Source organism: Sphingobium sp. TomMM35A (assembly GCF_054771735.1).
Genome location: NZ_BSRC01000001.1, coordinates 141972 through 161068, shown reverse-complemented (window position 1 = coordinate 161068; position 19097 = coordinate 141972). Strand labels below are relative to the sequence as shown.

General features: G+C 62.1%; 19 protein-coding genes and 1 pseudogene. 13 read left to right on the top strand and 7 right to left on the bottom strand.

The window, feature by feature from the left end; all coding sequences use genetic code 11:
- Positions 1 to 918: 918 nt before the first annotated feature.
- From cysS to ACYU8T_RS00825, 5 genes are all read left to right on the top strand, one after another.
- Positions 919 to 2421 carry a cysteine--tRNA ligase gene (gene cysS, locus ACYU8T_RS00845; protein ID WP_461158216.1) on the top strand — a complete coding sequence of 501 codons (1503 nt, stop codon included), beginning with the start codon at positions 919 to 921 and terminating at the stop codon, positions 2419 to 2421.
- Between the two features lie 107 nt (positions 2422 to 2528).
- Positions 2529 to 2888 (top strand): Rap1a/Tai family immunity protein, encoded by a 360-nt coding sequence (locus tag ACYU8T_RS00840; protein ID WP_247234813.1) that lies wholly within the window; start codon positions 2529 to 2531, stop codon positions 2886 to 2888.
- A 170-nt stretch (positions 2889 to 3058) separates the two neighbouring features.
- Complete coding sequence (locus ACYU8T_RS00835; RefSeq protein ID WP_461158215.1) at positions 3059 to 4429, top strand: class II 3-deoxy-7-phosphoheptulonate synthase; 1371 nt, start codon at positions 3059 to 3061, stop codon at positions 4427 to 4429.
- A 138-nt stretch (positions 4430 to 4567) separates the two neighbouring features.
- Positions 4568 to 5317, top strand: coding sequence for a ParA family protein (locus ACYU8T_RS00830; protein WP_201515021.1), 750 nt, complete (start codon positions 4568 to 4570; stop codon positions 5315 to 5317).
- Between the two features lie 549 nt (positions 5318 to 5866).
- Positions 5867 to 6322 (top strand): VOC family protein, encoded by a 456-nt coding sequence (locus ACYU8T_RS00825; RefSeq protein ID WP_236575033.1) that lies wholly within the window; start codon positions 5867 to 5869, stop codon positions 6320 to 6322.
- A gap of 260 nt (positions 6323 to 6582) precedes the next feature.
- Here the strand turns inward: ACYU8T_RS00825 and ACYU8T_RS00820 are convergent, their stop codons facing one another.
- Positions 6583 to 8304 (bottom strand): fatty acyl-AMP ligase, encoded by a 1722-nt coding sequence (locus ACYU8T_RS00820; protein WP_461159714.1) that lies wholly within the window; start codon positions 8302 to 8304, stop codon positions 6583 to 6585.
- A gap of 204 nt (positions 8305 to 8508) precedes the next feature.
- Between ACYU8T_RS00820 and ACYU8T_RS00815 the strand changes: the two genes are divergently transcribed.
- The 4 genes and pseudogenes from ACYU8T_RS00815 to ACYU8T_RS00800 all read left to right on the top strand — a co-directional run.
- Entirely contained in the window at positions 8509 to 9033 is a 525-nt protein-coding gene (locus ACYU8T_RS00815; RefSeq protein ID WP_461158214.1) for a regulatory protein RecX, read from the top strand.
- 55 nt (positions 9034 to 9088) lie between these two features.
- Complete coding sequence (locus tag ACYU8T_RS00810; RefSeq protein ID WP_461158213.1) at positions 9089 to 9616, top strand: DUF192 domain-containing protein; 528 nt, start codon at positions 9089 to 9091, stop codon at positions 9614 to 9616.
- A 51-nt stretch (positions 9617 to 9667) separates the two neighbouring features.
- On the top strand, positions 9668 to 10066 hold the full coding sequence (locus ACYU8T_RS00805; protein WP_097090948.1) for an NADH:ubiquinone oxidoreductase subunit NDUFA12: 399 nt from the start codon (positions 9668 to 9670) through the stop codon (positions 10064 to 10066).
- Positions 10063 to 10470: pseudogene (locus tag ACYU8T_RS00800) on the top strand (DUF2155 domain-containing protein); the annotation flags it as partial. The gene ACYU8T_RS00805 and the pseudogene ACYU8T_RS00800, both read left to right, overlap by 4 nt.
- A 35-nt stretch (positions 10471 to 10505) precedes the next feature.
- On the opposite strand, the gene aat reads toward ACYU8T_RS00800, so the two are convergent.
- From aat to sdhC, 6 genes are all read right to left on the bottom strand, one after another.
- A complete protein-coding gene (aat, locus tag ACYU8T_RS00795) occupies positions 10506 to 11261 on the bottom strand; it encodes a leucyl/phenylalanyl-tRNA--protein transferase (RefSeq protein ID WP_097090947.1) in 756 nt (251 codons plus the stop codon).
- Between the two features lie 293 nt (positions 11262 to 11554).
- The gene (locus ACYU8T_RS00790; RefSeq protein ID WP_461158212.1) at positions 11555 to 11677 is read right to left on the bottom strand and encodes a hypothetical protein; all 123 of its coding nucleotides are present in this window, start codon (positions 11675 to 11677) and stop codon (positions 11555 to 11557) included.
- A 72-nt stretch (positions 11678 to 11749) separates the two neighbouring features.
- Positions 11750 to 11986 carry a GFA family protein gene (locus ACYU8T_RS00785; RefSeq protein WP_461158211.1) on the bottom strand — a complete coding sequence of 79 codons (237 nt, stop codon included), beginning with the start codon at positions 11984 to 11986 and terminating at the stop codon, positions 11750 to 11752.
- A 91-nt stretch (positions 11987 to 12077) separates the two neighbouring features.
- Complete coding sequence (sdhA, locus tag ACYU8T_RS00780; RefSeq protein ID WP_097090946.1) at positions 12078 to 13880, bottom strand: succinate dehydrogenase flavoprotein subunit; 1803 nt, start codon at positions 13878 to 13880, stop codon at positions 12078 to 12080.
- Positions 13880 to 14269 (bottom strand): succinate dehydrogenase, hydrophobic membrane anchor protein, encoded by a 390-nt coding sequence (gene sdhD, locus ACYU8T_RS00775; RefSeq protein ID WP_201515029.1) that lies wholly within the window; start codon positions 14267 to 14269, stop codon positions 13880 to 13882. The genes sdhA and sdhD overlap by 1 nt, the downstream gene beginning before the upstream one ends.
- A complete protein-coding gene (gene sdhC / locus ACYU8T_RS00770) occupies positions 14269 to 14664 on the bottom strand; it encodes a succinate dehydrogenase, cytochrome b556 subunit (RefSeq protein WP_461158210.1) in 396 nt (131 codons plus the stop codon). Before sdhC ends, sdhD begins: the two co-directional genes overlap by 1 nt.
- Before the next feature lie 168 nt (positions 14665 to 14832).
- On the opposite strand from sdhC, the gene ACYU8T_RS00765 reads away from it, so the two are divergent.
- The 4 genes from ACYU8T_RS00765 (at position 14833) to ACYU8T_RS00750 (ending at position 18990) form a co-directional block, all read left to right on the top strand.
- Positions 14833 to 16164 (top strand): methyl-accepting chemotaxis protein, encoded by a 1332-nt coding sequence (locus ACYU8T_RS00765; RefSeq protein WP_097090943.1) that lies wholly within the window; start codon positions 14833 to 14835, stop codon positions 16162 to 16164.
- Between the two features lie 229 nt (positions 16165 to 16393).
- Positions 16394 to 17392 (top strand): 50S ribosomal protein L11 methyltransferase, encoded by a 999-nt coding sequence (locus ACYU8T_RS00760; RefSeq protein WP_461158209.1) that lies wholly within the window; start codon positions 16394 to 16396, stop codon positions 17390 to 17392.
- A 205-nt stretch (positions 17393 to 17597) separates the two neighbouring features.
- Positions 17598 to 18125, top strand: a complete 528-nt coding sequence (locus ACYU8T_RS00755; RefSeq protein WP_461158208.1) for a porin family protein — start codon at positions 17598 to 17600, stop codon at positions 18123 to 18125.
- 145 nt (positions 18126 to 18270) lie between these two features.
- A complete protein-coding gene (locus ACYU8T_RS00750; protein ID WP_461158207.1) occupies positions 18271 to 18990 on the top strand; it encodes a dienelactone hydrolase family protein in 720 nt (239 codons plus the stop codon).
- The last annotated feature ends 107 nt before the right edge of the window (positions 18991 to 19097 follow it).

The window sequence follows — 19097 nt, the reverse complement described above, 5'->3', positions numbered from 1 at the left end:
CCCGGCGCGGTCTTCGTGGAGCTTTGAGGGGGGATAAAGCCCACGAACCTGCACCGAGCGCACTCGATGCGGTCCGACATCACGATTGGATTATCCAACCGCCAGAGGGGCCCGGCCCGCACAAGCAATATTGGAGGTCGAACACGTGAAGGCAAGGGATCGGCCCGCCGGAAACAATTTGTTACAATAAAATAATAGATATCGATTATCATTCTCATACACAGATAAGGTGAAGCATTGTCCCCCTTTTTCTTCTCGCCGCTGCGCCGTTGACGCCTCCGCATCCCATCGACGCAGCTGATTGGGTCAGAGAAGAAGATTATCCTCCAACGTCCCTGCAAGTGGCGGAGCGGGGCTATTTTCTCGCCCATATCACGACATCTTCGTCCGGAATGCCGTTACGGTGCGATCCTGTGCGCCCATCGGCCTTCTCCCGATCCGTTTGTGAAACGGTTATGCAGCGTGCCCGTTTCAGTCCGGCGATGGACAGGAAAGGGCAAGCCACGACGGGCCTGTATCTTCACCGGATCACCTTCCGCTTTCCGCGAAAAACCTGCCGCCTGCGCCGCCAAAACATGTCGTGGCGCTGACCGTGGCCCGGTTGCCTTCCGGATCGCCAGATCCGGCGGATATTCGCGTTGCACTTGAGGTCTCTGCCGATGGAGGAATTGCCGATTGCGCGCCCCTGCCCGGCGGCTCGTCCCCACTTCAAGAACTTGGACAGCTGGGCGCTATCGCATGCCATCAGCTGACGCAAAGCTACAATCCACCTGTCGCCTACGATGGCCAGAGCCAACCGGTCTCATCCATCCAATCCGCCCTCATCCGTTTTCAAACATCTCGCTCGCTGAAGAAATAGCGCTTATCAGGCGATAGTCCGCTGTTGACCCCCGATGCGGTTCGCGACATGGCTTCACCATGCCCCATGATCAGCATGCCGACGCCCCGCTGCGCCTGTTCAACAGCCTTACCCGCGCCGTCGAACCTTTTGCCCCGATCGACCCCGGCCATGCGCGCGTCTACAGTTGCGGCCCGACCGTCTACAACTACGCTCATCTCGGCAATCTGCGCGCTTATGTGTTCACTGACACGCTGCGCCGTACATTGCTGTGGAAAGGCATGCACGTCACCCACATCATCAACATCACCGATGTCGGGCACCTGACCAGCGACGCAGACGCGGGCGATGATAAAATGGAGGCTGCCGCCCGCGCTCAGGCAAAAAGCATCTGGGACATAGCGGCGCATTATACCGACGCGTTCAAGCAGAACATCGCGGACCTCAACATCATCGAGCCAAGCGAATGGACGGTCGCCACCGACTATGTCCCGCAGATGATCGAGTTCGCGAAGAAGATCGCCCCTGCGCATTGCTACGAACTGGAAAGCGGCCTCTATTTCGACAGCAGCAGCGTGCCCGATTACGGCGCCCTGGCTGGCGGGCGGGACGACGCCGCCCACGCCCGGATCGATCCGGTCGCGGGCAAGCGCAATCCCTCCGACTTCGCCATCTGGCGCAAGTCCCCACCCGGGGAGCAGCGGCAGATGGAGTGGGACAGCCCTTGGGGCACAGGTGCGCCGGGGTGGCACCTTGAATGCTCGGTAATGAGCGAGGCGCGCCTTGGCCACCCGTTCGATATCCACACCGGCGGCATCGACCATCGCGAAATCCACCATCCCAACGAGATCGCACAAAATCAGGCCTATTGCGGCTGCACCGACGCCCAGCCCGGCTTCACTGGCGCACGCTGGTGGATGCACAACAACTTCTTGGTCGATCGCCAGGGCAAGATGAGCAAGTCGAAGGGCGGCTTCACCACCCTCTTCTCGCTGATCGACGCGGGCGTGCATCCGCTCGCCTATCGCCTGCTATGCCTTGGCGCTCATTATCGCAGCGAACTGGAATTCAGCGCGGAAAGCGTCGGCGCGGCCCTCACCCGTCTAAAGCGGCTGGTGATGGCTGTCGAGGGTCTCAAAGCGCGAGCAGAGGGCGTGACCTGGCAGTCTCCGCGCCTCGACTATCTTCGCACCAACCTGCACCCCAAGCTTTCTCCGCTGCTCGAACAATTTGACGCGGCGATCAGCGACGACCTGATGACGCCTCGCGCCCTGCCCCTTCTGGAAGAAGCCATTGCGCTCAAGAAGGTGCCGGTGGATGAAAAGCTCTGCCTCGTCGCCGCCTTTGATCAAGCCCTCGGGCTCAACCTTCTGGAGCTTAGCCGGGCCGACTTGCGTGTCATGCCAAAGGGTGCGCAAATCACGCCTGAAGAGATTGAAGCGGAACTGGACCGTCGCCAGTCCGCGCGCGTTGCGAAGGATTTCGCTCTGTCCGACGAGATCAGGGACCTTCTGATCGCTCGTGGAGTGGAGGTCATGGACGGCGACCCGCTGCGCTGGGATTGGCGGCTGGAACTAGGGTAATGCCCTTATTTACCATATGGTTACGAAACCGTTATGATGCGGTGGGCCGTGCCACGATTGCGCTTGTCCGGCTGGACAGGATCATGGCGGAAGGGCACCATCGACCCATGAAATTGCAACTCGCAGCGGCGCTGCTTCTTTCGGCTGTAAGCCCCGCTGCCGCGTCCCCGGTAGCTGCGCAGAATTTCATGTTCGAAACTGGCAGCACATTGCTTGCGAAGTGCCGCAACAAGGCGCCCGAATATGCGCTGGCTTGCACCGCCTACATCGTCGGGGCGGTGGATGGCATCAAGAAAGACGTGTTCATCGGCCGCGCGCTCCCCAATTGCTGGCCCGACAAGATGCAAGCTGAAGAAGTGCGAAAGATCGTCGTTGCCTATCTCCAACGCTATCCTGACCAACGCAACGCGCCCGCTTCGGTTCTGGTCAGCGTGGCCTTGAACGGACATTATCCGTGCGAGAAGTGACGCCGCGATAGGGCGGGTGGAGAGGCTGCGGGTTTACCAAGCCCCATATCGCTTTCGTGCCCGCCGCGCCTCAGCGCCACCCGTTGCCCTCCGCCGCTGGTATAAACTTGCTTTAGCCCCTACATCAGCGTAGGGGCGGCCCCTATTTCTATAGCTTTGGGAGAAAAGACGTGACGGCGAAGTGGACGCCGGAAAGCTGGCGCGAGCATAAGGGCATTCAGATGCCCGTCTATCGTGACGCACAGGCGCTTGCCGCCGTGGAAGGTCAGCTCAGCCAGTTTCCCCCGCTCGTCTTTGCCGGCGAAGCGCGCAACCTGAAGGCTGAACTCGCCAAGGTCACGACCGGCGAGGCCTTCCTGCTGCAGGGCGGCGACTGCGCCGAAAGCTTCGCCGAGTTTCACCCCAACAACATCCGCGACACTTTCCGCGTGCTGTTGCAGATGGCGGTGGTGCTGACCTTTGCGTCCAAGCTGCCGGTGGTGAAGGTCGGCCGCATGGCGGGCCAGTTCGCCAAGCCCCGCTCGGCCGATACGGAAACGATCGGCGGCGTGGAGCTGCCCAGCTATCGCGGCGACAATGTCAACGACATCGGTTTCACAGCAGAGTCGCGCGAACCCGATCCGGAACGCATGGTCCGCGCCTACAACCAGTCGGCCGCGACGCTCAACCTGCTGCGCGCTTTCTCGACGGGGGGCTATGCGAGCCTGGACCGTGTCCATGGCTGGATGCTCGATTTCATGGGCCGCAGCCCGCTCGCCGCGAAGTTCGACGCGGTCGCTGACCAGATCGGTGCGGCGCTCGACTTCATGCGCGCCTGCGGCCTTTCGCCCGAAACCGTGCCGCAGCTTGGCGGGACCAGCTTCTACACCAGCCACGAAGCGCTGCTGCTCCCCTATGAGCAGGCGCTGACCCGGCAGGATTCGCTGACCGGCGACTGGTACGACACGTCCGCGCACATGCTCTGGATCGGCGATCGCACGCGGTTCGAAGGGTCGGCGCATGTCGAATATCTGCGCGGCATCGGCAATCCGATCGGCATGAAGTGCGGCCCGAGCCTTGAGCCCGACGCGCTGATCCGCCTGCTCGACATCCTGAACCCCTCGCGTGAGGCCGGGCGCATCACCCTCATCACGCGCTACGGTCATGACAAGATCGAGGCGGGCCTGCCCAAGCTCGTTCGCGCGGTCATGAAGGAAGGTCATCCGGTCGTCTGGTCTTGCGACCCGATGCACGGCAACGTCATCAAGGCGGCCAATGGCTACAAGACGCGGCCCTTCGACCGCATCCTGGCCGAAGTGCGCGGCTTCTTCGCCGTGCACCGCGCCGAGGGCAGCTTCGGTGGCGGCATCCATGCCGAAATGACCGGGCAGAATGTGACGGAGTGCACCGGCGGCGCCATCGCCATCACCGACGAAGGCCTTGCCGATCGCTACCACACGCATTGCGACCCGCGCCTTAACGCGGCGCAGAGCCTCGAACTCGCATTCCTGCTTGCGGAGATGCTGAACGAGGAACTGAAGGAACGCCGCGCCGCGGCCTGATCCTTTCGGTCGAAACAGGAAGATCCCGCCGGTCATCTCCGGCGGGATTTTTCATAAGGTCCGCGCGTCTGTCACCACAGCGTCACCAACCTATGATTGTCCGCTTGCTTTGGCGGGTCAAAGCCGTAGCTTTCACCCATGGCAAAGGAACCGGCATTGGCGACCATCGCCGTTTACAGCCTCAAGGGTGGCGTGGGTAAGACCACTTTCGCGATCAATCTCGCCTGGGCATCCGCCACCATCTCGCGGCGACGCACTTTGCTGTGGGACCTCGATCCGCAAGCCGCGTCCAGCTGGCTGATCTCCACCGACAGGCAGAGCCGCGATGCTGCCCAGGCGATCTTCAGCAAGGATGTGGAGGTCCGCAAGCTCATCCAGCCTTCGACCGTTCCCGGCCTTGACCTCATCGCCGCCGACACGTCCCTGCGCAGCCTGGACCATCTCTTCCGGGAAATGGATAAAAAGAAGCGGCTCGCCAAGCTGATCGACAGCTTAGGCCGGGATTATGACCGCATCATCCTAGATTGCCCGCCCGGCCTTACGGAAACCAGCGAGCAGGTGCTGCGCGCCGCCGACATGATCGTCATCCCGGTCATCCCCTCCCCCCTGTCGCAACGGGCCATGGGTGAAGTCGCCCGCTACCTCGTCCAGCGCGGCGGATCGCATGCGCCGATCCTGCCCGTCTATTCGATGGTCGACCGCCGCCGCGCCCTCCACCGGAAAGCGCTGGAGGAACAGCCCGGCTGGGCCGCGATCCCGATGGCGAGCCTGGTCGAACAGATGACGGTCCAGAGAAAGCCTCTAGGCTCCTTCGCTGCATCATCGCCGCCAGCGCAAGCCTTCGCGGCCTTGTGGACCACAGTCGAGCGGCAATTGTCCAAGGCTTGAGCCCAGCCGGGCAGCGGCGCGCTGGCAGGTCCGATCAAACTGGCTGGACGCTCCAATCCGCGTAGGACCGGGGAGGCAGGCCGAAAGGCTCCAAGCGCTTGTTTTCCGCCGAAGTTCACAGTGTATGCGCGCGCGTACCCGCGCGCGCGTGTAGGTGAGGGCGCGATATACCTGACATTTCAAAGACGCACGGCGATTAGGCTCTCCGGCAGGAAATAGGACAGGGAAAAATCGCGCCCTGTTGGAGAAATAGGATGGTTTTTGGATATGGATGTGGCTGTTGGGTGACACTTGCCATGAGACAGGCGTGGTCATCATGCTGCATAGTGAAAGGTCCGGGAGCGACCAACCTTAGCGATTCATGAGCACTCGAGCAGTGTGTGAAAGGAGACCGGTAACTCTCACGGATCCAAGTAATTCCAGAGCGTGCGGGCAATGCCGATTTTTGCCGCTCATTTAGGCTTACACGTCAAGGTCAACTTCTACGCGCGGCCTTGATTACGTGCGGCGCAAAGCTAATAAATGCCAGAAATATAGTTGGAGAGGTTTATGGGGCTTAGGGGCGTAGATCGCGTTGTAATCGCAGTACATAATTTGGAGAAGTCGAAGCGCCAGTATAGTGAACTATTAGGTGCCACTTTCATGGATGCTGATTGGACGGGGGAGCCTTTCGGTATCAATGTCGCCATCTCTTGGGATGCGGGGATCGAGTTGTGCGCGCCGATGGCGGGCCGAGAAGAGGATAGCGCAGTGTCGCAATTTCTTGCTCGCCGTGGAGAAGGCATTTTGACCGTCTGCTTCGGCGTCGATGATGCGGACGCGGCGCATAAGCGGGCATCGGATCGTGGCTATGGCTGTGTTAACTCATTGGACTACACACAAGAGGAAATTGATCAGCATCTTGATGGTCTGTTCAACCGATACCAAGAGTTCTTCTTAGATGCGCATTCCAGCTGCGGCTTTGGTGTCGCTCTTGTCCGGATCGATCCTAAGCAGCAGCCATAAGGTCATGCCCCAAGCGGGGCTCATAAGAATTTGATTCCGGATAGCGCACCACCTTCCTCGTTCACAACGCGACGGCGGCTTCCTCTGCTTGCCATCGCATTGCGGAGGCTCCGCTAACCACCCATCTTCGTCATCCCGCACAGACGAGCACACGGAAATTTGAGCGGGAGATCTCCACATCAGCCAGTCTCGGCTGTCCACCCTTCGATGATCTGAGCGACATATCAATCTGGCGCGACCTGCCCGTAGGCAGGCCCTGCTCAGGCCGCGATGTCGTAGGGCCTGATCTCACCTGTCAGATACAGGTTGCGCGCCTTCGACCGGCTCAATTTGCCCGAACTGGTGCGCGGCAAGGTGCGCGGCGGGACCAGTTCGACGACGCAGTTCATGCCGGTGATCGCCCGCACCCGCTCGCGGATCTCGTCGCGCAACCGCGTGCGCTCGTCATTGTCGGACGTGCGGCAGTGCACCAGCACGGCGGGCGCTTCTTCACCACCTGGCGTGGTGATGGCGAAGGCCGCGATATCGCCCTGCTTGAAGCCCGGCAACTGCTCCACCGCCCATTCAATATCCTGCGGCCAGTGGTTCTTGCCGTTGATGATGATCATGTCCTTGGCGCGGCCGACGATGTACAGATAGCCATCGCTCAGATAGCCCATGTCGCCGGTGTCGAGCCAACCGTCCGCCATGCAGGCGTCAGTCGCTTCCTGATCGCGGAAATAGCCCACCATTAGCGAAGGCCCGGTGGTCCATACCTTGCCGATCTGCCGTTCGCCGAGCGGCGCGCCATCTTCGTCGCGGATTTCCACGATCATGTCGCGGGCAGGCCTGCCGCAGTTGACGATCGACCGGAAGCGCTGAGGCCGTCCCTCGGTCGCATCGCCGCCCGAGAGATCGGTTTCCTCGACCAGTTCGACGATGATACCCTCGCCCGGCGGCATGATGGTGACGGCCAGCGTGGCTTCGGCCAAGCCATAGCTCGGCAGGAACGCCTTTGGCGAGAAACCCGCGTCGGCGAACGCATCGACGAAGCTCTGCATCACGTCGGGACGGATCATGTCCGCACCATTGCCCGCAAGGCGCCAGCGCGACAGGTCGAACCGGTCCTGCGCCTTCGTCTGGCTCGACATGCGCCGCGCGCAAATGTCGTAACCGAAAGTCGGCGAATAGCTGATCGACGTGCCCTCGTTGCGGCTGATCAGGTCCAGCCACGCCAGCGGACGGCGGGCAAAATCCTCGGTCTTCATATAGTCGGTCGACACCTGGTTCGCGACCACCGACAGGAAGCAGCCGACCAAGCCCATGTCATGATACCAGGGCAGCCAGCTGATGCAGCGATCACTGTCCTGCACCTGCATGCCATGGCTGTGCGCGGCAAGATTGCTCAGCAGCGCATGGTGCGTCACAGCGACGCCATGGGGGAAGCGGGTCGAACCGCTGGAATATTGCAGATAGGCGATCTCGTCGCCCCTCGCCTGCGGCAGATCGCAAGCCACGGCCTCGCGCGCAATGAAATCCTCGAAAGCGATGCTCTCGACATTCTTCTGCCGCCCGGACTCGCCCGCCATCTCTTCCAGTTCCTTGGGGAAGAGGAACAGCATCGGGTCGCAGCTATCCAACTGGACGTTCAGCTGGTCGATATAGCTTTCCTTGCCGCCGAAGCTGGTGGGCAGCGGCAGCGGCACTGGCCAGGCGCCCGCATAGACGATCCCGAAGAACAGTTGCGCGAAATCCGCCCCCGTTTCCGCGACCAGGGCCACCCGGTCCTCTGGCTTGACGCCATGGGCGATCAGCCGCTGAGCGCAGGCGATCGCGTCATCGCGCAATTCCGAAAAAGGATAAGGCCGCGCCAGATTGCCGCGCGCATCGTGGAAGTTCAGGCCGCGCCGGCCGCTCGCCGCATAATCGAGCGCCTCGCCCAGGGTCTCGAAATCGGAGAAGCGCCGAGGCAGGCTGTCTTCGGTCGGCGTCGGTGCCATCATGCTCTGCGAACCCGTCATATTGGCGTCACCCGATTGTCTTCATCTTGTCTTCCGGCGGGGCCGCTATCATCTTTGAAGCAGCGATGCACCGGATAGTTGCATTCCAGCGTCGCTTTCTACAGCATAAGGCGCGGTAAAATTCCGGCCCCACTGTGGCATAATCAAGGCGGCGCTTGCATAAACCATTGCCATGAAGATGCGGACATGACCGGTAGACGCCCCCGACCGCCTCTGGATGGCGACAGCTTGCGCGATCTGGCGCTGCGCTATGTCAGCCGCTTTGCAACAAGCCGCGCGAAGCTGCTCGCCTATCTCAACCGCAAGCTACAGGAACGTGGATGGGATGGCGAAGGCCCGCCCGCGCCGGAGCGGCTCGTCGAACGGCTTGCAGAACTCCGCTATGTCGATGACCGCAGCTTTGCCGTCATGAAAAGTGCTGCGCTCACCCGTCGGGGCTATGGCGCGCGGCGGGTAGCGCAGACGCTCCGTGCCGACGGCATCGCCGATGCGGACAGGGAAGAAGCGGACACGCAGCTTTCCAACGACAGCTGGGACGCGGCCGATCGATTCGCTCGCCGAAAGCGCCTCGGCCCCTATGCCGCCGCACCAGCCGATCCCAAGCAGCGTGACAAGGCTCTGGCCGCCTTCCTGCGGGCGGGGCATGGTTTCGAAACGGCGCGCCGCTGGATCGACGCGGCTCCGGGGGAACCGCCCGAACGCGACCAGTGACGGCCTGAGGCGAAATCTATGGCGCTCCTCTTCCGCTTTGGGCTAGCAGCGGGGCATGAGGATCGCTCTTCCCCTTCTCGTCGCCTTGCTGGCTGGCTGCTCCCCGACGCAGCCCAAGGCGGAGAAAACCGCCAGCGCCGCAGCCCGGCAAGACAATCTGTTGCCGCTCGAAATCCGGACGAAGGGCGGCAGCCACCGCTTCGCCGTGGAAACCGCGGTCACGCCGCAGCAGCAGGAAAAGGGCCTGATGTTCCGCAAGTCGCTGGATGCGGACGGCGGCATGCTGTTCCCCATGACGCCGCCACGCACCGCCAGCTTCTGGATGAAGGACACGCTGATCCCGCTGGACATGCTCTTCATCCGGACCGATGGCACGATAGCCTTCATCGCCGCCAACGCCGCGCCCTATTCACGCGTGCCGGTTTCCGCCGGGGTCCCGGTGACCGCCGTCCTTGAACTGCGGGGCGGGCGCGCCGCTGAACTCGGCATTTCCGAGGGGGATAGCGTATCCTGGGGCAGTTGCGTCGATCCCGCGATCAAGAGCCCCGGCGAGCTTGATTTCTGCCCCTCGCGCGCGCGCTGACGCCATATCCGCCTTGCCAATGCCCCACGGCAGGCGCTAAGCGCTTGGCGCATGGGAATCCTGGCCAAGATCTTCACCTGGTGGAATGGCGCGACCATCGGCACCGCATTTTACACCTCCCGCAAGGGTAAGAAGGTGGGCGAAGACCATCAGGGCAACATCTATTATGAAGGCGGCACGGACGTGCACGGCCGCACCCGCCGTTGGGTGATCTACAACGGCAACAACGACGCCAGCCGCGTGCCCGCGGAATGGCACGGCTGGCTCCATCACACCATTGAGGGAACGCCGGAAAGCTTCCTTCCCCCGCCGCGCATATGGGAACGCGATTTCACGCCCAACGCGACTGGCACACCCAATGCCTACCGCCCGACCGGCGCGCTCGAAAAAGGTGCGCAGCGTCAGCGCGCGACCGGCGACTATGAAGCGTGGAGCCCCGACGCATCATGATCCTGCGCCCGGCGGGGGCGGTCCTGCCGATCCTGCCCCTTGCGTTGCTGCTGTTACTGGCGGCCTGCGGCGACAATGAGCCGCCGACTGAAAATCGCACCGGTCCGGTGAAGATCGAAGGGCAAAAGATCCGCAATGGCGGGTCCGATGCCCTGCCCGGCACCCCAATGGCGGAGCGGGTGGCCGTGATCGGACTGCTCAACAAGCGCAACGGCATAACGACCGACCTCACGATGAAGCCCGGCGACGCCTTGCGCCTGGGCGACGCCATCGTCCGGCTACAAGCCTGCGAAACCAGCGCGCCGTGGGAAAATGTCCAGGAAACCGGCGCCTTCGTCCAACTCGACGTACGCAGTACCGCCGACAACAGGTGGCGCCGCAATTTTTCGGGCTGGCTGTTCAAGGAGCGGCCTGAACGCAATGTCGTGCAGCATCCGATTTACGATGTCTGGGTGAGAAGCTGTACGATGTCCTGGCCGGAAAGCGGCCCCGATACGGTCAAGCTGGGCAGCAAAGGCGAACCCCCTGCCGCTGCGTCCCCCGCCAGCGGGGCAAATGCCAGCTCCGCCCAGGCTCCCGAACCGCCAGCCAATGCTGACGAACGCCCAGCACCGAGCGGCACTTCACCGAGCGCACCTGCCAGCAACGCAAGATAGTCCTTCTGGCTGATCTCTATGGCGCCCAGGGACCGGAGATGTTCGGTCATGAACTGGCAGTCCAGGAGGGTAAAGCCGGAAAAGCGCATCCGTGCGGTAAGCCACGCAAGAGCGACCTTTGACGCGTCGGTCCTTCGCGACACCATGCTCTCACCGAAAAATGCCTGGCCGAGCGCGACCCCGTAAAGCCCGCCTACCAGTTCATCGCCGTCCCATACCTCGATCGAATGGGCGAAGCCGATCTCGTGCAAATGCCGGTATGTCTGTTCAATCTCCCTGTTGATCCATGTCGAAGGCCGGTCCTTCGCCGCCTGTGCGCACAGCGATACAATCCCGCCAAAGTCGCGATTGGCCGTTACGCGGAATCTGTCCCGGCGGATCGTCCGGGCCAGCGAATGGGACATGTGAAAGCCATGAAGCGGCATGATCGCCCGCCGCTTGGGCTCGATCCAATACACCTCCTCCGCATCCCGATCATCGGACATGGGAAACACGCCGATGGCATAGGCCTGCAACAGGACCAGAGGATCGATCGTCATTGGAAGAAGACTTAGCGAGAGGAGGGACACTGCGCCAGAGGGGGTTTACCATTCTCAAGGCGGGTCAGCAGATGATGGGGACCAGCAACACCTGGGCCGCCTGTTTCGGGTCGGTGAATAGCAGCCATTCCCCCTTCCCGCAGGCGGGAGGGGGTCAGGGGGTGGGCCAGCGCAACGGCGGGAGATTGTTCTTGAACAGCGCCCCGGAAGCTCGCTGCGCTCGCGCCCACCCCTAGCCCCTCCCGCCTGCGGGAGGGGAAGAATCCCAACATATCACCCGTTTAATACTCGCCCTAATCATCCTTACCCGCCCGAACGAACCTCAGCACCCCCGCCATCCGCGCGCGCCCGCCATTATCGCTTGGATGCTTCTCACCATCCAGCACCGGAACCTCATCGAAGTCGAAGGGGCTCATTCCTTCGAGGCCTGCGACGTTCACGCCATATTCGTTCGCATTGGAGCGGCGCTGGTGATGGGTGTAGATCCCTCACCGCGAGCAGAAGAAGTGCTCGGCTGCTCCTGTATTGAAACGATAGCTGGTAAGCATGTCCGCGCCTCGCACGACATGTAGACCATCGAGCTTTGCCGACACCGCTACGGCACCCCGCATACGGCAAAATGAGCAGGTGCAACGCCGGGCGCTGTCAAAGCCATTGCTCAGCTCAACCTCGAACGCGACCGCGCCGCAATGGCATTGGCCAGAATGTCTGTTCGGGTTCGACATCGCCACCTCCATCAATATGTCAGACGACCCAATAAACGAAAAAAGGCGAGCCTTGCAGCCCGCCCTCTCGCATCCTGCCTGAGGCAGCGTCTTAGTAAACGCGTGCCTTGGGCTTGATATATTCCGCTTCGTCGGTGAGCGTATAGTCGTGCACCGGGCGGTAATCGAGCGACACCTTGCCGCCCTTGCCACCCCAGCCCTCGAACCAGCTGACGGTGTGCTTCATCCAGTTTTCGTCGTCGCGGTTCGGGAAATCCTCATGCGCATGCGCGCCGCGGCTTTCCTTGCGATTTTCCGCGCTGACCATGGTGCAGACCGCCTGGGACATGAGATTGTCCAGTTCCAGCGTCTCGATAAGGTCAGTGTTCCAGATCAACGAGCGGTCGCTGACCGCCACATCAGCCAAGCTGGCATTGACCTGCGCCATCTTGGTGACGCCCTCGCTCAGCAGCGCGCTGTCGCGGAACACGGCGGCATGCTTCTGCATTGTGTGCTGCATTTCCAGGCGGATCTTCGCCGTGGGCGAACCGCCCTTGGCGTTGCGATAATGGTCGAGACGCGAAAGCGCCAGATCGGCCGCATCGGTCGGCAGCGGACGGTGCGAGCCATTGGGCTTGATCGTTTCCTTCAGGTGCAGGCCCGTAGCGCGGCCGAACACAACAAGGTCGATCAGCGAGTTCGAACCCAGGCGGTTAGCGCCATGGACCGACACGCAGGCCGCTTCGCCGACTGCATAGAGGCCCGGCACGACGACTTCCGGATCATCGCCGACCTTCGTCACCACCTGGCCATGATAGTTACAGGGGATGCCGCCCATATTATAATGGACGGTCGGGGTCACAGGCAGCGGCTGGCGCGTCAGGTCAACGCCCGCGAAGATTTTGCCGCTTTCGGTGATGCCAGGCAGACGCTCGGCCAGCACCTTGGGATCGATATGGTCGAGGTGCAGGTAGATGTGATCCTTGTTCGGACCCACGCCGCGTCCTTCGCGCATTTCCATCGCCATCGAGCGCGACACCACGTCACGCGACGCAAGATCCTTCGCCGAGGGAGCATAGCGCTCCATGAACCGCTCGCCTTCGGAGTTGGTGAGGTAGCCGCCCTCGCCGCGCGCGCCTTCGGTGATCAGCACGCCCGCGCCGTAGATGCCGGTCGGGTGGAACTGAACGAACTCCAAATCCTGGAGCGGCAGACCCGCGCGCAGCACCATGCCGCCACCGTCGCCGGTGCAGCTATGTGCCGAGGTGGCGGAGAAATAGGCGCGGCCATAGCCGCCCGTCGCCAGCACGACCGCATGGCTGCGGAAGCGGTGGATCGAGCCATCTTCCATGCAGATGGCGATCACGCCACGGCATTCGCCATTTTCCATGATCAGGTCGATGGCGAAATATTCGATGTAGAAGTCCGCGTCATATTTCAGGCTCTGCTGGTACAGAGCGTGCAGCATGGCGTGGCCAGTACGGTCGGCGGCCGCGCAGGTGCGCTGCACTGGCGGGCCGGCGCCCATATTCTGCATATGGCCGCCGAACGGACGCTGGTAGATCGTCCCATTCTCGTTGCGGCTGAACGGCACGCCGGCATGTTCCAGCTCGATCACGGCCGCAGGCGCTTCACGCACCATATATTCGATCGCGTCCTGGTCGCCCAGCCAGTCCGACCCCTTGACGGTGTCGTACATATGCCAGGTCCAGTGGTCGGGCGAGTTGTTGCCGAGCGACGCGGCGATGCCGCCCTGCGCCGCGACTGTGTGCGAGCGGGTCGGGAACAGCTTCGTGATGCAGGCGGTCTTCAGGCCCGCTTCGGCGCTGCCCATGGTCGCGCGCAGGCCCGATCCGCCCGCGCCCACCACGACGGTGTCGTAGGTGTGGTCGATGATCTTATAGGCTTCGGTCATTACTTGACGACCCCCGTGAGCGCGATCTTGGCGATCGCGAAGATGCCAGCGGCGGCGCCAGCAATAGTGTAGAAGTTGAGCAGCAGGATGGCGAAGAAGTTCAGCCCCTTGTCGTGAACATAATCCTCCAGCATCACCTGCATGCCAAGGCGAAGGTGCCAAAAGACACTGACGAGCATCAGCATCAGCGGCACGGCGACGAGCGGATTGGCGATCCAGTTGCGGACGCTTTCATAATCCAGGCCCGGCAGGCTGACGAGGCTGAAGATCAGCCACAGCACCAAGAGCAGATTGCTGACCGACGTATAGCGATGCGTCAGCCAATGGCTTGCGCCGTGGCGCACCGAGCCCAAGCCACGAACGCGGCCGATTCCGGTTCCCGTTCCCATCAGAATTTCCCCGCGAAGATAAAGGCCCACAGCGCGACGGTGGCCAGTGTCGATAGAAACGGGATCACCAGCGCCCACCGCTTGTTGGTGCTGAGTTCATAGCCCGCGCCCAGGTCCAGCACCCAGTGGCGGATGCCCGACATCATATGCTGAAAGAAGAACCAGCTGATGCCGACCATCACCAGATAGCCCAGGGGCGAGGTGGCGCAGTTGATGAAGCTTGCATAGGCTTCCGGCCCGATCGCCGCCGCCATCAGCCACCATACAACCCCCATCACACCAACGGTTGCAAGACCGTTGCCGGTCACGCGGTGCAGGATGGAGATCGCCATGTGCGGCCCCCATTTCCAGATCGTCAAATGCGGCGAGAGCGGCCGGCTCGTGGTTCGCGCCATATCTACCTACGTCCCTGATGCTTGTCCCTGATTCCCGTCCCCTTAGGCACGATCGGTCAAGAGGGCAAGCCGCGCTGGCCGCGCGGGCGGGCGATCTCGGCTAAGAACTGATTAACCAGATCGCGCTATGACCTCGGACACGAACAAGACAATTGAGGTTTGCCGCATATGACGTCCGTCGCACCAGCGAAGAGCGCAATGATCGCCAGCATGGCCGAAATCGATCCAACCGGCGAATTGGCCGCGGGACTGCGCGAAATTCGTGACCTGATAGGCGACGCCTCGTCGGTCGTGGCCCGCACCTTTTTCGACAGCTATATGGACCAGTCGCATCTGCGCAGCACGCTGGCCGCTTCGACGATCGCGAAGATCGAGACCGAAGCGCATGAATATGTCCGGCAGAAGCTCAGCTTTTATGAAGCAGGCAGCTGGGCGGGCAGTTGCATTGCTTGTGTGCGGCTGGCTCGCAAGCGCGGCTTGCCGCTGGGTGTCGTCCTGACGGCGGTATCGGAAGCCAACAAGAAGCTGACGAGCCTCATTTGGCAAAAGGCTGCGGATGACGCCACTCGCCAGCGGCTGGTGAATATCATCACGATGGTCAGCATGGTCGACGCCAGCATGATGACAAACGCCTTCGCCGGCGACGAAGCCGAAGCGCAACGCAACGAGCGCCAGCGTATCGGCACCCTTTTCGAACAACGGATCATGGGCGAGATCGACGGCGCTTCGCATCTGGGCGAATCGCTTCGTGAACAGGCGAAGGACGCCTCCGCCGCCACGCGCGGCATGCTCGGCAAGGCCTCTGAAGTCGCTGCGGCGGCTGAACAGTCGGCCATTGCGATGCGGGAAGCGGCGCGTACTTCGGCGGGTCTCATCCGCGCGATCGAGGACGCCCGCACCGAGGTGGAGAGCGCCGCCGACGTCGCCCAGCGCGCTGCCCGCCAATCGGGGGATGCGGTGACGATGTCCGCCACCTTGTCGGAACATGCCAAATCGATCGAATCGATCCTTGGCCTGATCCGCGACATTGCGGGCCAGACGAACCTCCTTGCCCTTAACGCCACGATCGAAGCAGCCCGCGCAGGCGACGCGGGACGCGGCTTTGCTGTCGTTGCGCAGGAAGTGAAGAGCCTCGCCAACCAGACAGCGCGTGCCACCGACGAGATTGCAGGCAAGATCGCCGATATTCAGGCTTCGACGCGGCAGTCGGTGGAAACCAACGAGCGGATTCGCGACACGGTAGGCGAAGTGCAATCGAGCGCCGATCGCATCCGCCACGCAATGGATGCGCAGGCGCAGACGGTCACCATGATCACCGCCGCTGTCGACGAGACGGCGCTGGCGGCGGACTCCATGTCGAGCACCATTTCCGCGATCCGTCAGGATACGGAGGTCGTCGCTTCGGAAATCGACCAGCTGGAACGCGGCTTCATGAGCGTCGAAGGCAAGCTTGCCAGCCTGCGCGCCGCATCGTCCGATTTCGGACGGCAAGTGGCTTGACCCACTTCTCCCCTCCTGCACGCGGGAGGGGTCGGGGGTGGGCCCTGCAGAGCCCCTCGCTAACCGTCACACTAGCGACCCGAGGGGCGGCGTCAGGCAACGCCGGGGTCTTGCACGGCTAATTCGCACCATCGATAAAAGATGCCAGCTTCCGCTGGCATGACGAAACAGGTTGAGGGAAAAGCGCCCCCGCTTCCCCTCTCCCGTTCAAAGTTCTAAAGGCCGCGCCATGACCGATGCCGCGCCCTCATCCGCTCAAAGCTGGAAAGTGACCCTCCCCTGCACCCGCGCCGAAGCGGAGGCGTTGGACGGCGACATCGCGGCCTTTGCCCTCATGGACAAGCCGCCGGTGCTGATGACCAGCGAAGCGACGCCGGACGATGAAAATGCCTGGCAACTCGACGCCTATTTCGAAGGCGAGCCCAGCCCCGCCGCGGTCAAGCTTCTTCGTTCGCTGGTGCCGAGCGCGAATGGTATCAAGCCGGTGGTCGAACAGCTGCCCGACGAGGATTGGGTAACGCTGAGCCAGCAGGGTCTGGAGCCGGTTACCGCCGGGCGCTTCCACATCCGCAACCTTGCCAGCGATCCGGAACAGCCGGGGCATGTCAACTTCCTGATCGAGGCAAGCCGGGCGTTCGGCACCGGGCAGCATGAAACAACCGCAGGCTGCCTTCAGATGCTGGATCGGATGCGTCGTGTCGGCATGCGCTTTGGCAATGTTGCGGATATCGGCACGGGAACAGGATTGCTTGCGTTCGCAGCGCTTCACCTGTGGCCCAACGCCTATGCCACAGCATCCGACATCGACCCGGTTGCCGTTGATATCAGTGCGGCAAATGCTGCCGCCAATAAAATCCAGGCCGGAAAGGGACAAGGCCAGCTCGCGCTCTATGTCGCGGCGGGCGTCGATCATCCGGCTATCGCTACCCGGGCGCCCTATGATCTGCTGATCGCGAACATCCTTGCCGGTCCGCTGATCGAACTTGCGCCCTCGCTATGTGCGCTGGTGGAAGAAGGCGGCACGATCCTGCTCGCGGGATTGCTGAAGGAGCAGGCGGATGCCGTTCTGTCGGCCTATCGGGCTCAGGGCATGCGCCTCGCGGAACGTATAGACAATGGCGACTGGCCAACCTTGCGGCTGCGCAAGCGCCCGCGCATCGGCTGGAAACGCCCTACCCGGCTGGACAAGCAGGCGCGCGGCGAAGCACCGGGATATGGCAGCCTGTAACTTTGATGAAGGCCTGAAAAAGCGGGGCTGGCCAGCTTTCCTGGAAGCTGGTGGAGCGCGATAATCCACTTTCAAGACGTGATGCAACATTGCCACAGTGCGTGGTGCAATGCGGCATGTCGTTGTTTGCGAAGCTTTACTCGCCCCCGTCAGCCTCTCTAAAGCGCGCCCAACGACAACAGGAACCCAGAGAAGGAGCCTCCTCATGAAAAAACTCATCGCTTCGGCGCTGCTGCTTGCCAGCGTTTCGGCCCCCGCTTTCGCGCAGGACGCCGTGCCGTTTTCCGGTCCCTACGTCGCCGGTGTCGTCGGACTCGACCATGTGGATTTCGACGCCGACACCCATGACAGCGGCCTGCTCTATGGCGGCATCGTCGGCTATGACGTCAACGTCAACGGCGCGGTGTTCGGCATTGAAGGCGAATATGCCGATTCCGAAGTCAAGAAGTTCGGCGTTCGCTCGGACCGTGACCTTTATGCTGGCGTCCGCATCGGCGGCGAAATCGTGCCGAACGTCATGGCCTATGCAAAGGGCGGCTATACCAATGCTCGCTTCGAAGACGCTGCTGATGACGGCATCAAGCTCGACGGCTACCGCCTGGGCGCCGGTCTGGAAACGACCGTCCAGGGCTTCATCGCTCGCGCTGAATATCGCTATTCGCGCTACGAAAACGTCGGCGGCGTGAACCCCGAGCGTCACCAGGCTGCGCTGATCCTCGGCTACCGTTTCTAAGAAACGGCTCAGCAGAAAAAGAAAGGGCGTCCCTCTCACGAGGGACGCCCTTTTCTTGTGTGGGAAATGAACGCGCGGGCGCCCTTGTCACCTGCCCGAAGCAGCCTAATGTCGGCTTCGCTCTTCTTTTCAGCGAGGCCTGCCAATGACCATCACCCGCCGTGTCACGCTTCATGAAGGCCTTGGCGGCCCCTTCGAGAGCATGGCCGTCCTGGACAAGAGCGCAGGAGGACCCCGGCCCGGCATTCTGCTCTTCCCCAACGTTCTGGGGACCAAGGAAGCGGATTTCGCCTATGCTGAAAAGGTCGCGGCGCTTGGGTACACGGTGCTTGTCGCCGACATTTACGGCCAAGGGAAGCGCGCCAGCCGCGATGATCCGGATATGGCGCGCTACATGAACGCGCTCAACGCCAACCGCGCATTGCTCCGCGACCGGGTCAAGGCGTCACACAGCGTCCTGAAATCCCTGCCCGAAGTGGATGCGAGCCGGACGGCGGCGATCGGCTTTTGCTTCGGCGGCAAATGCGTGCTCGACCTGGCGCGCAGCGGTGCGGACATTGCTGGTGGCGTCAGCTTCCATGGGGTGTACGACGCGCCGCCCTTTCCCAATGCCGCCATCACCGCGAAGCTCTTGGTCTGCCATGGCTGGGATGATCCTATCGCTCCCCCGGCCGCCACGGTCGCGCTCGCCGAAGAGCTGACGCAATCGGGCTGCGATTGGCAGGTCCACGCCTATGGTCACACCGGGCACGCGTTCACCGATCATGCAGTCAATATGCCTGACAAGGGGCTCGCCTATAATCCAGACGCCGACAAACGCAGTTTCCGGTCCATGCGCGACTTCCTGGCAGATCTGTTCGGCTAGAGCGTTTTTGAAGCAGATAGAATCATCTGCCGACTCGGAAAACGCGGCAAAACAGAAACCTAGAGCAGACGAGCCGATGCAATCGGATCGGATACTGCTCTAGGACG

Excerpts from the sequence above, each read along its gene's own strand:
- cysS (WP_461158216.1), top strand. The coding sequence starts at position 919 with ATGCCCCATGATCAGCATGCCGACGCCCCGCTGCGCCTGTTCAACAGC.
- ACYU8T_RS00840 (WP_247234813.1), top strand. The coding sequence starts at position 2,529 with ATGAAATTGCAACTCGCAGCGGCGCTGCTTCTTTCGGCTGTAAGCCCC.
- ACYU8T_RS00830 (WP_201515021.1), top strand. The coding sequence starts at position 4,568 with ATGGCAAAGGAACCGGCATTGGCGACCATCGCCGTTTACAGCCTCAAG.
- ACYU8T_RS00825 (WP_236575033.1), top strand. The coding sequence starts at position 5,867 with ATGGGGCTTAGGGGCGTAGATCGCGTTGTAATCGCAGTACATAATTTG.
- ACYU8T_RS00820 (WP_461159714.1), bottom strand. The coding sequence starts at position 8,304 with ATGATGGCACCGACGCCGACCGAAGACAGCCTGCCTCGGCGCTTCTCC.
- ACYU8T_RS00815 (WP_461158214.1), top strand. The coding sequence starts at position 8,509 with ATGACCGGTAGACGCCCCCGACCGCCTCTGGATGGCGACAGCTTGCGC.
- ACYU8T_RS00810 (WP_461158213.1), top strand. The coding sequence starts at position 9,089 with ATGAGGATCGCTCTTCCCCTTCTCGTCGCCTTGCTGGCTGGCTGCTCC.
- ACYU8T_RS00805 (WP_097090948.1), top strand. The coding sequence starts at position 9,668 with ATGGGAATCCTGGCCAAGATCTTCACCTGGTGGAATGGCGCGACCATC.
- aat (WP_097090947.1), bottom strand. The coding sequence starts at position 11,261 with ATGACGATCGATCCTCTGGTCCTGTTGCAGGCCTATGCCATCGGCGTG.
- ACYU8T_RS00790 (WP_461158212.1), bottom strand. The coding sequence starts at position 11,677 with ATGAGCCCCTTCGACTTCGATGAGGTTCCGGTGCTGGATGGTGAGAAG.
- ACYU8T_RS00785 (WP_461158211.1), bottom strand. The coding sequence starts at position 11,986 with ATGTCGAACCCGAACAGACATTCTGGCCAATGCCATTGCGGCGCGGTC.
- sdhA (WP_097090946.1), bottom strand. The coding sequence starts at position 13,880 with ATGACCGAAGCCTATAAGATCATCGACCACACCTACGACACCGTCGTG.
- sdhD (WP_201515029.1), bottom strand. The coding sequence starts at position 14,269 with ATGGGAACGGGAACCGGAATCGGCCGCGTTCGTGGCTTGGGCTCGGTG.
- sdhC (WP_461158210.1), bottom strand. The coding sequence starts at position 14,664 with ATGGCGCGAACCACGAGCCGGCCGCTCTCGCCGCATTTGACGATCTGG.
- ACYU8T_RS00765 (WP_097090943.1), top strand. The coding sequence starts at position 14,833 with ATGACGTCCGTCGCACCAGCGAAGAGCGCAATGATCGCCAGCATGGCC.
- ACYU8T_RS00760 (WP_461158209.1), top strand. The coding sequence starts at position 16,394 with ATGACCGATGCCGCGCCCTCATCCGCTCAAAGCTGGAAAGTGACCCTC.
- ACYU8T_RS00755 (WP_461158208.1), top strand. The coding sequence starts at position 17,598 with ATGAAAAAACTCATCGCTTCGGCGCTGCTGCTTGCCAGCGTTTCGGCC.
- ACYU8T_RS00750 (WP_461158207.1), top strand. The coding sequence starts at position 18,271 with ATGACCATCACCCGCCGTGTCACGCTTCATGAAGGCCTTGGCGGCCCC.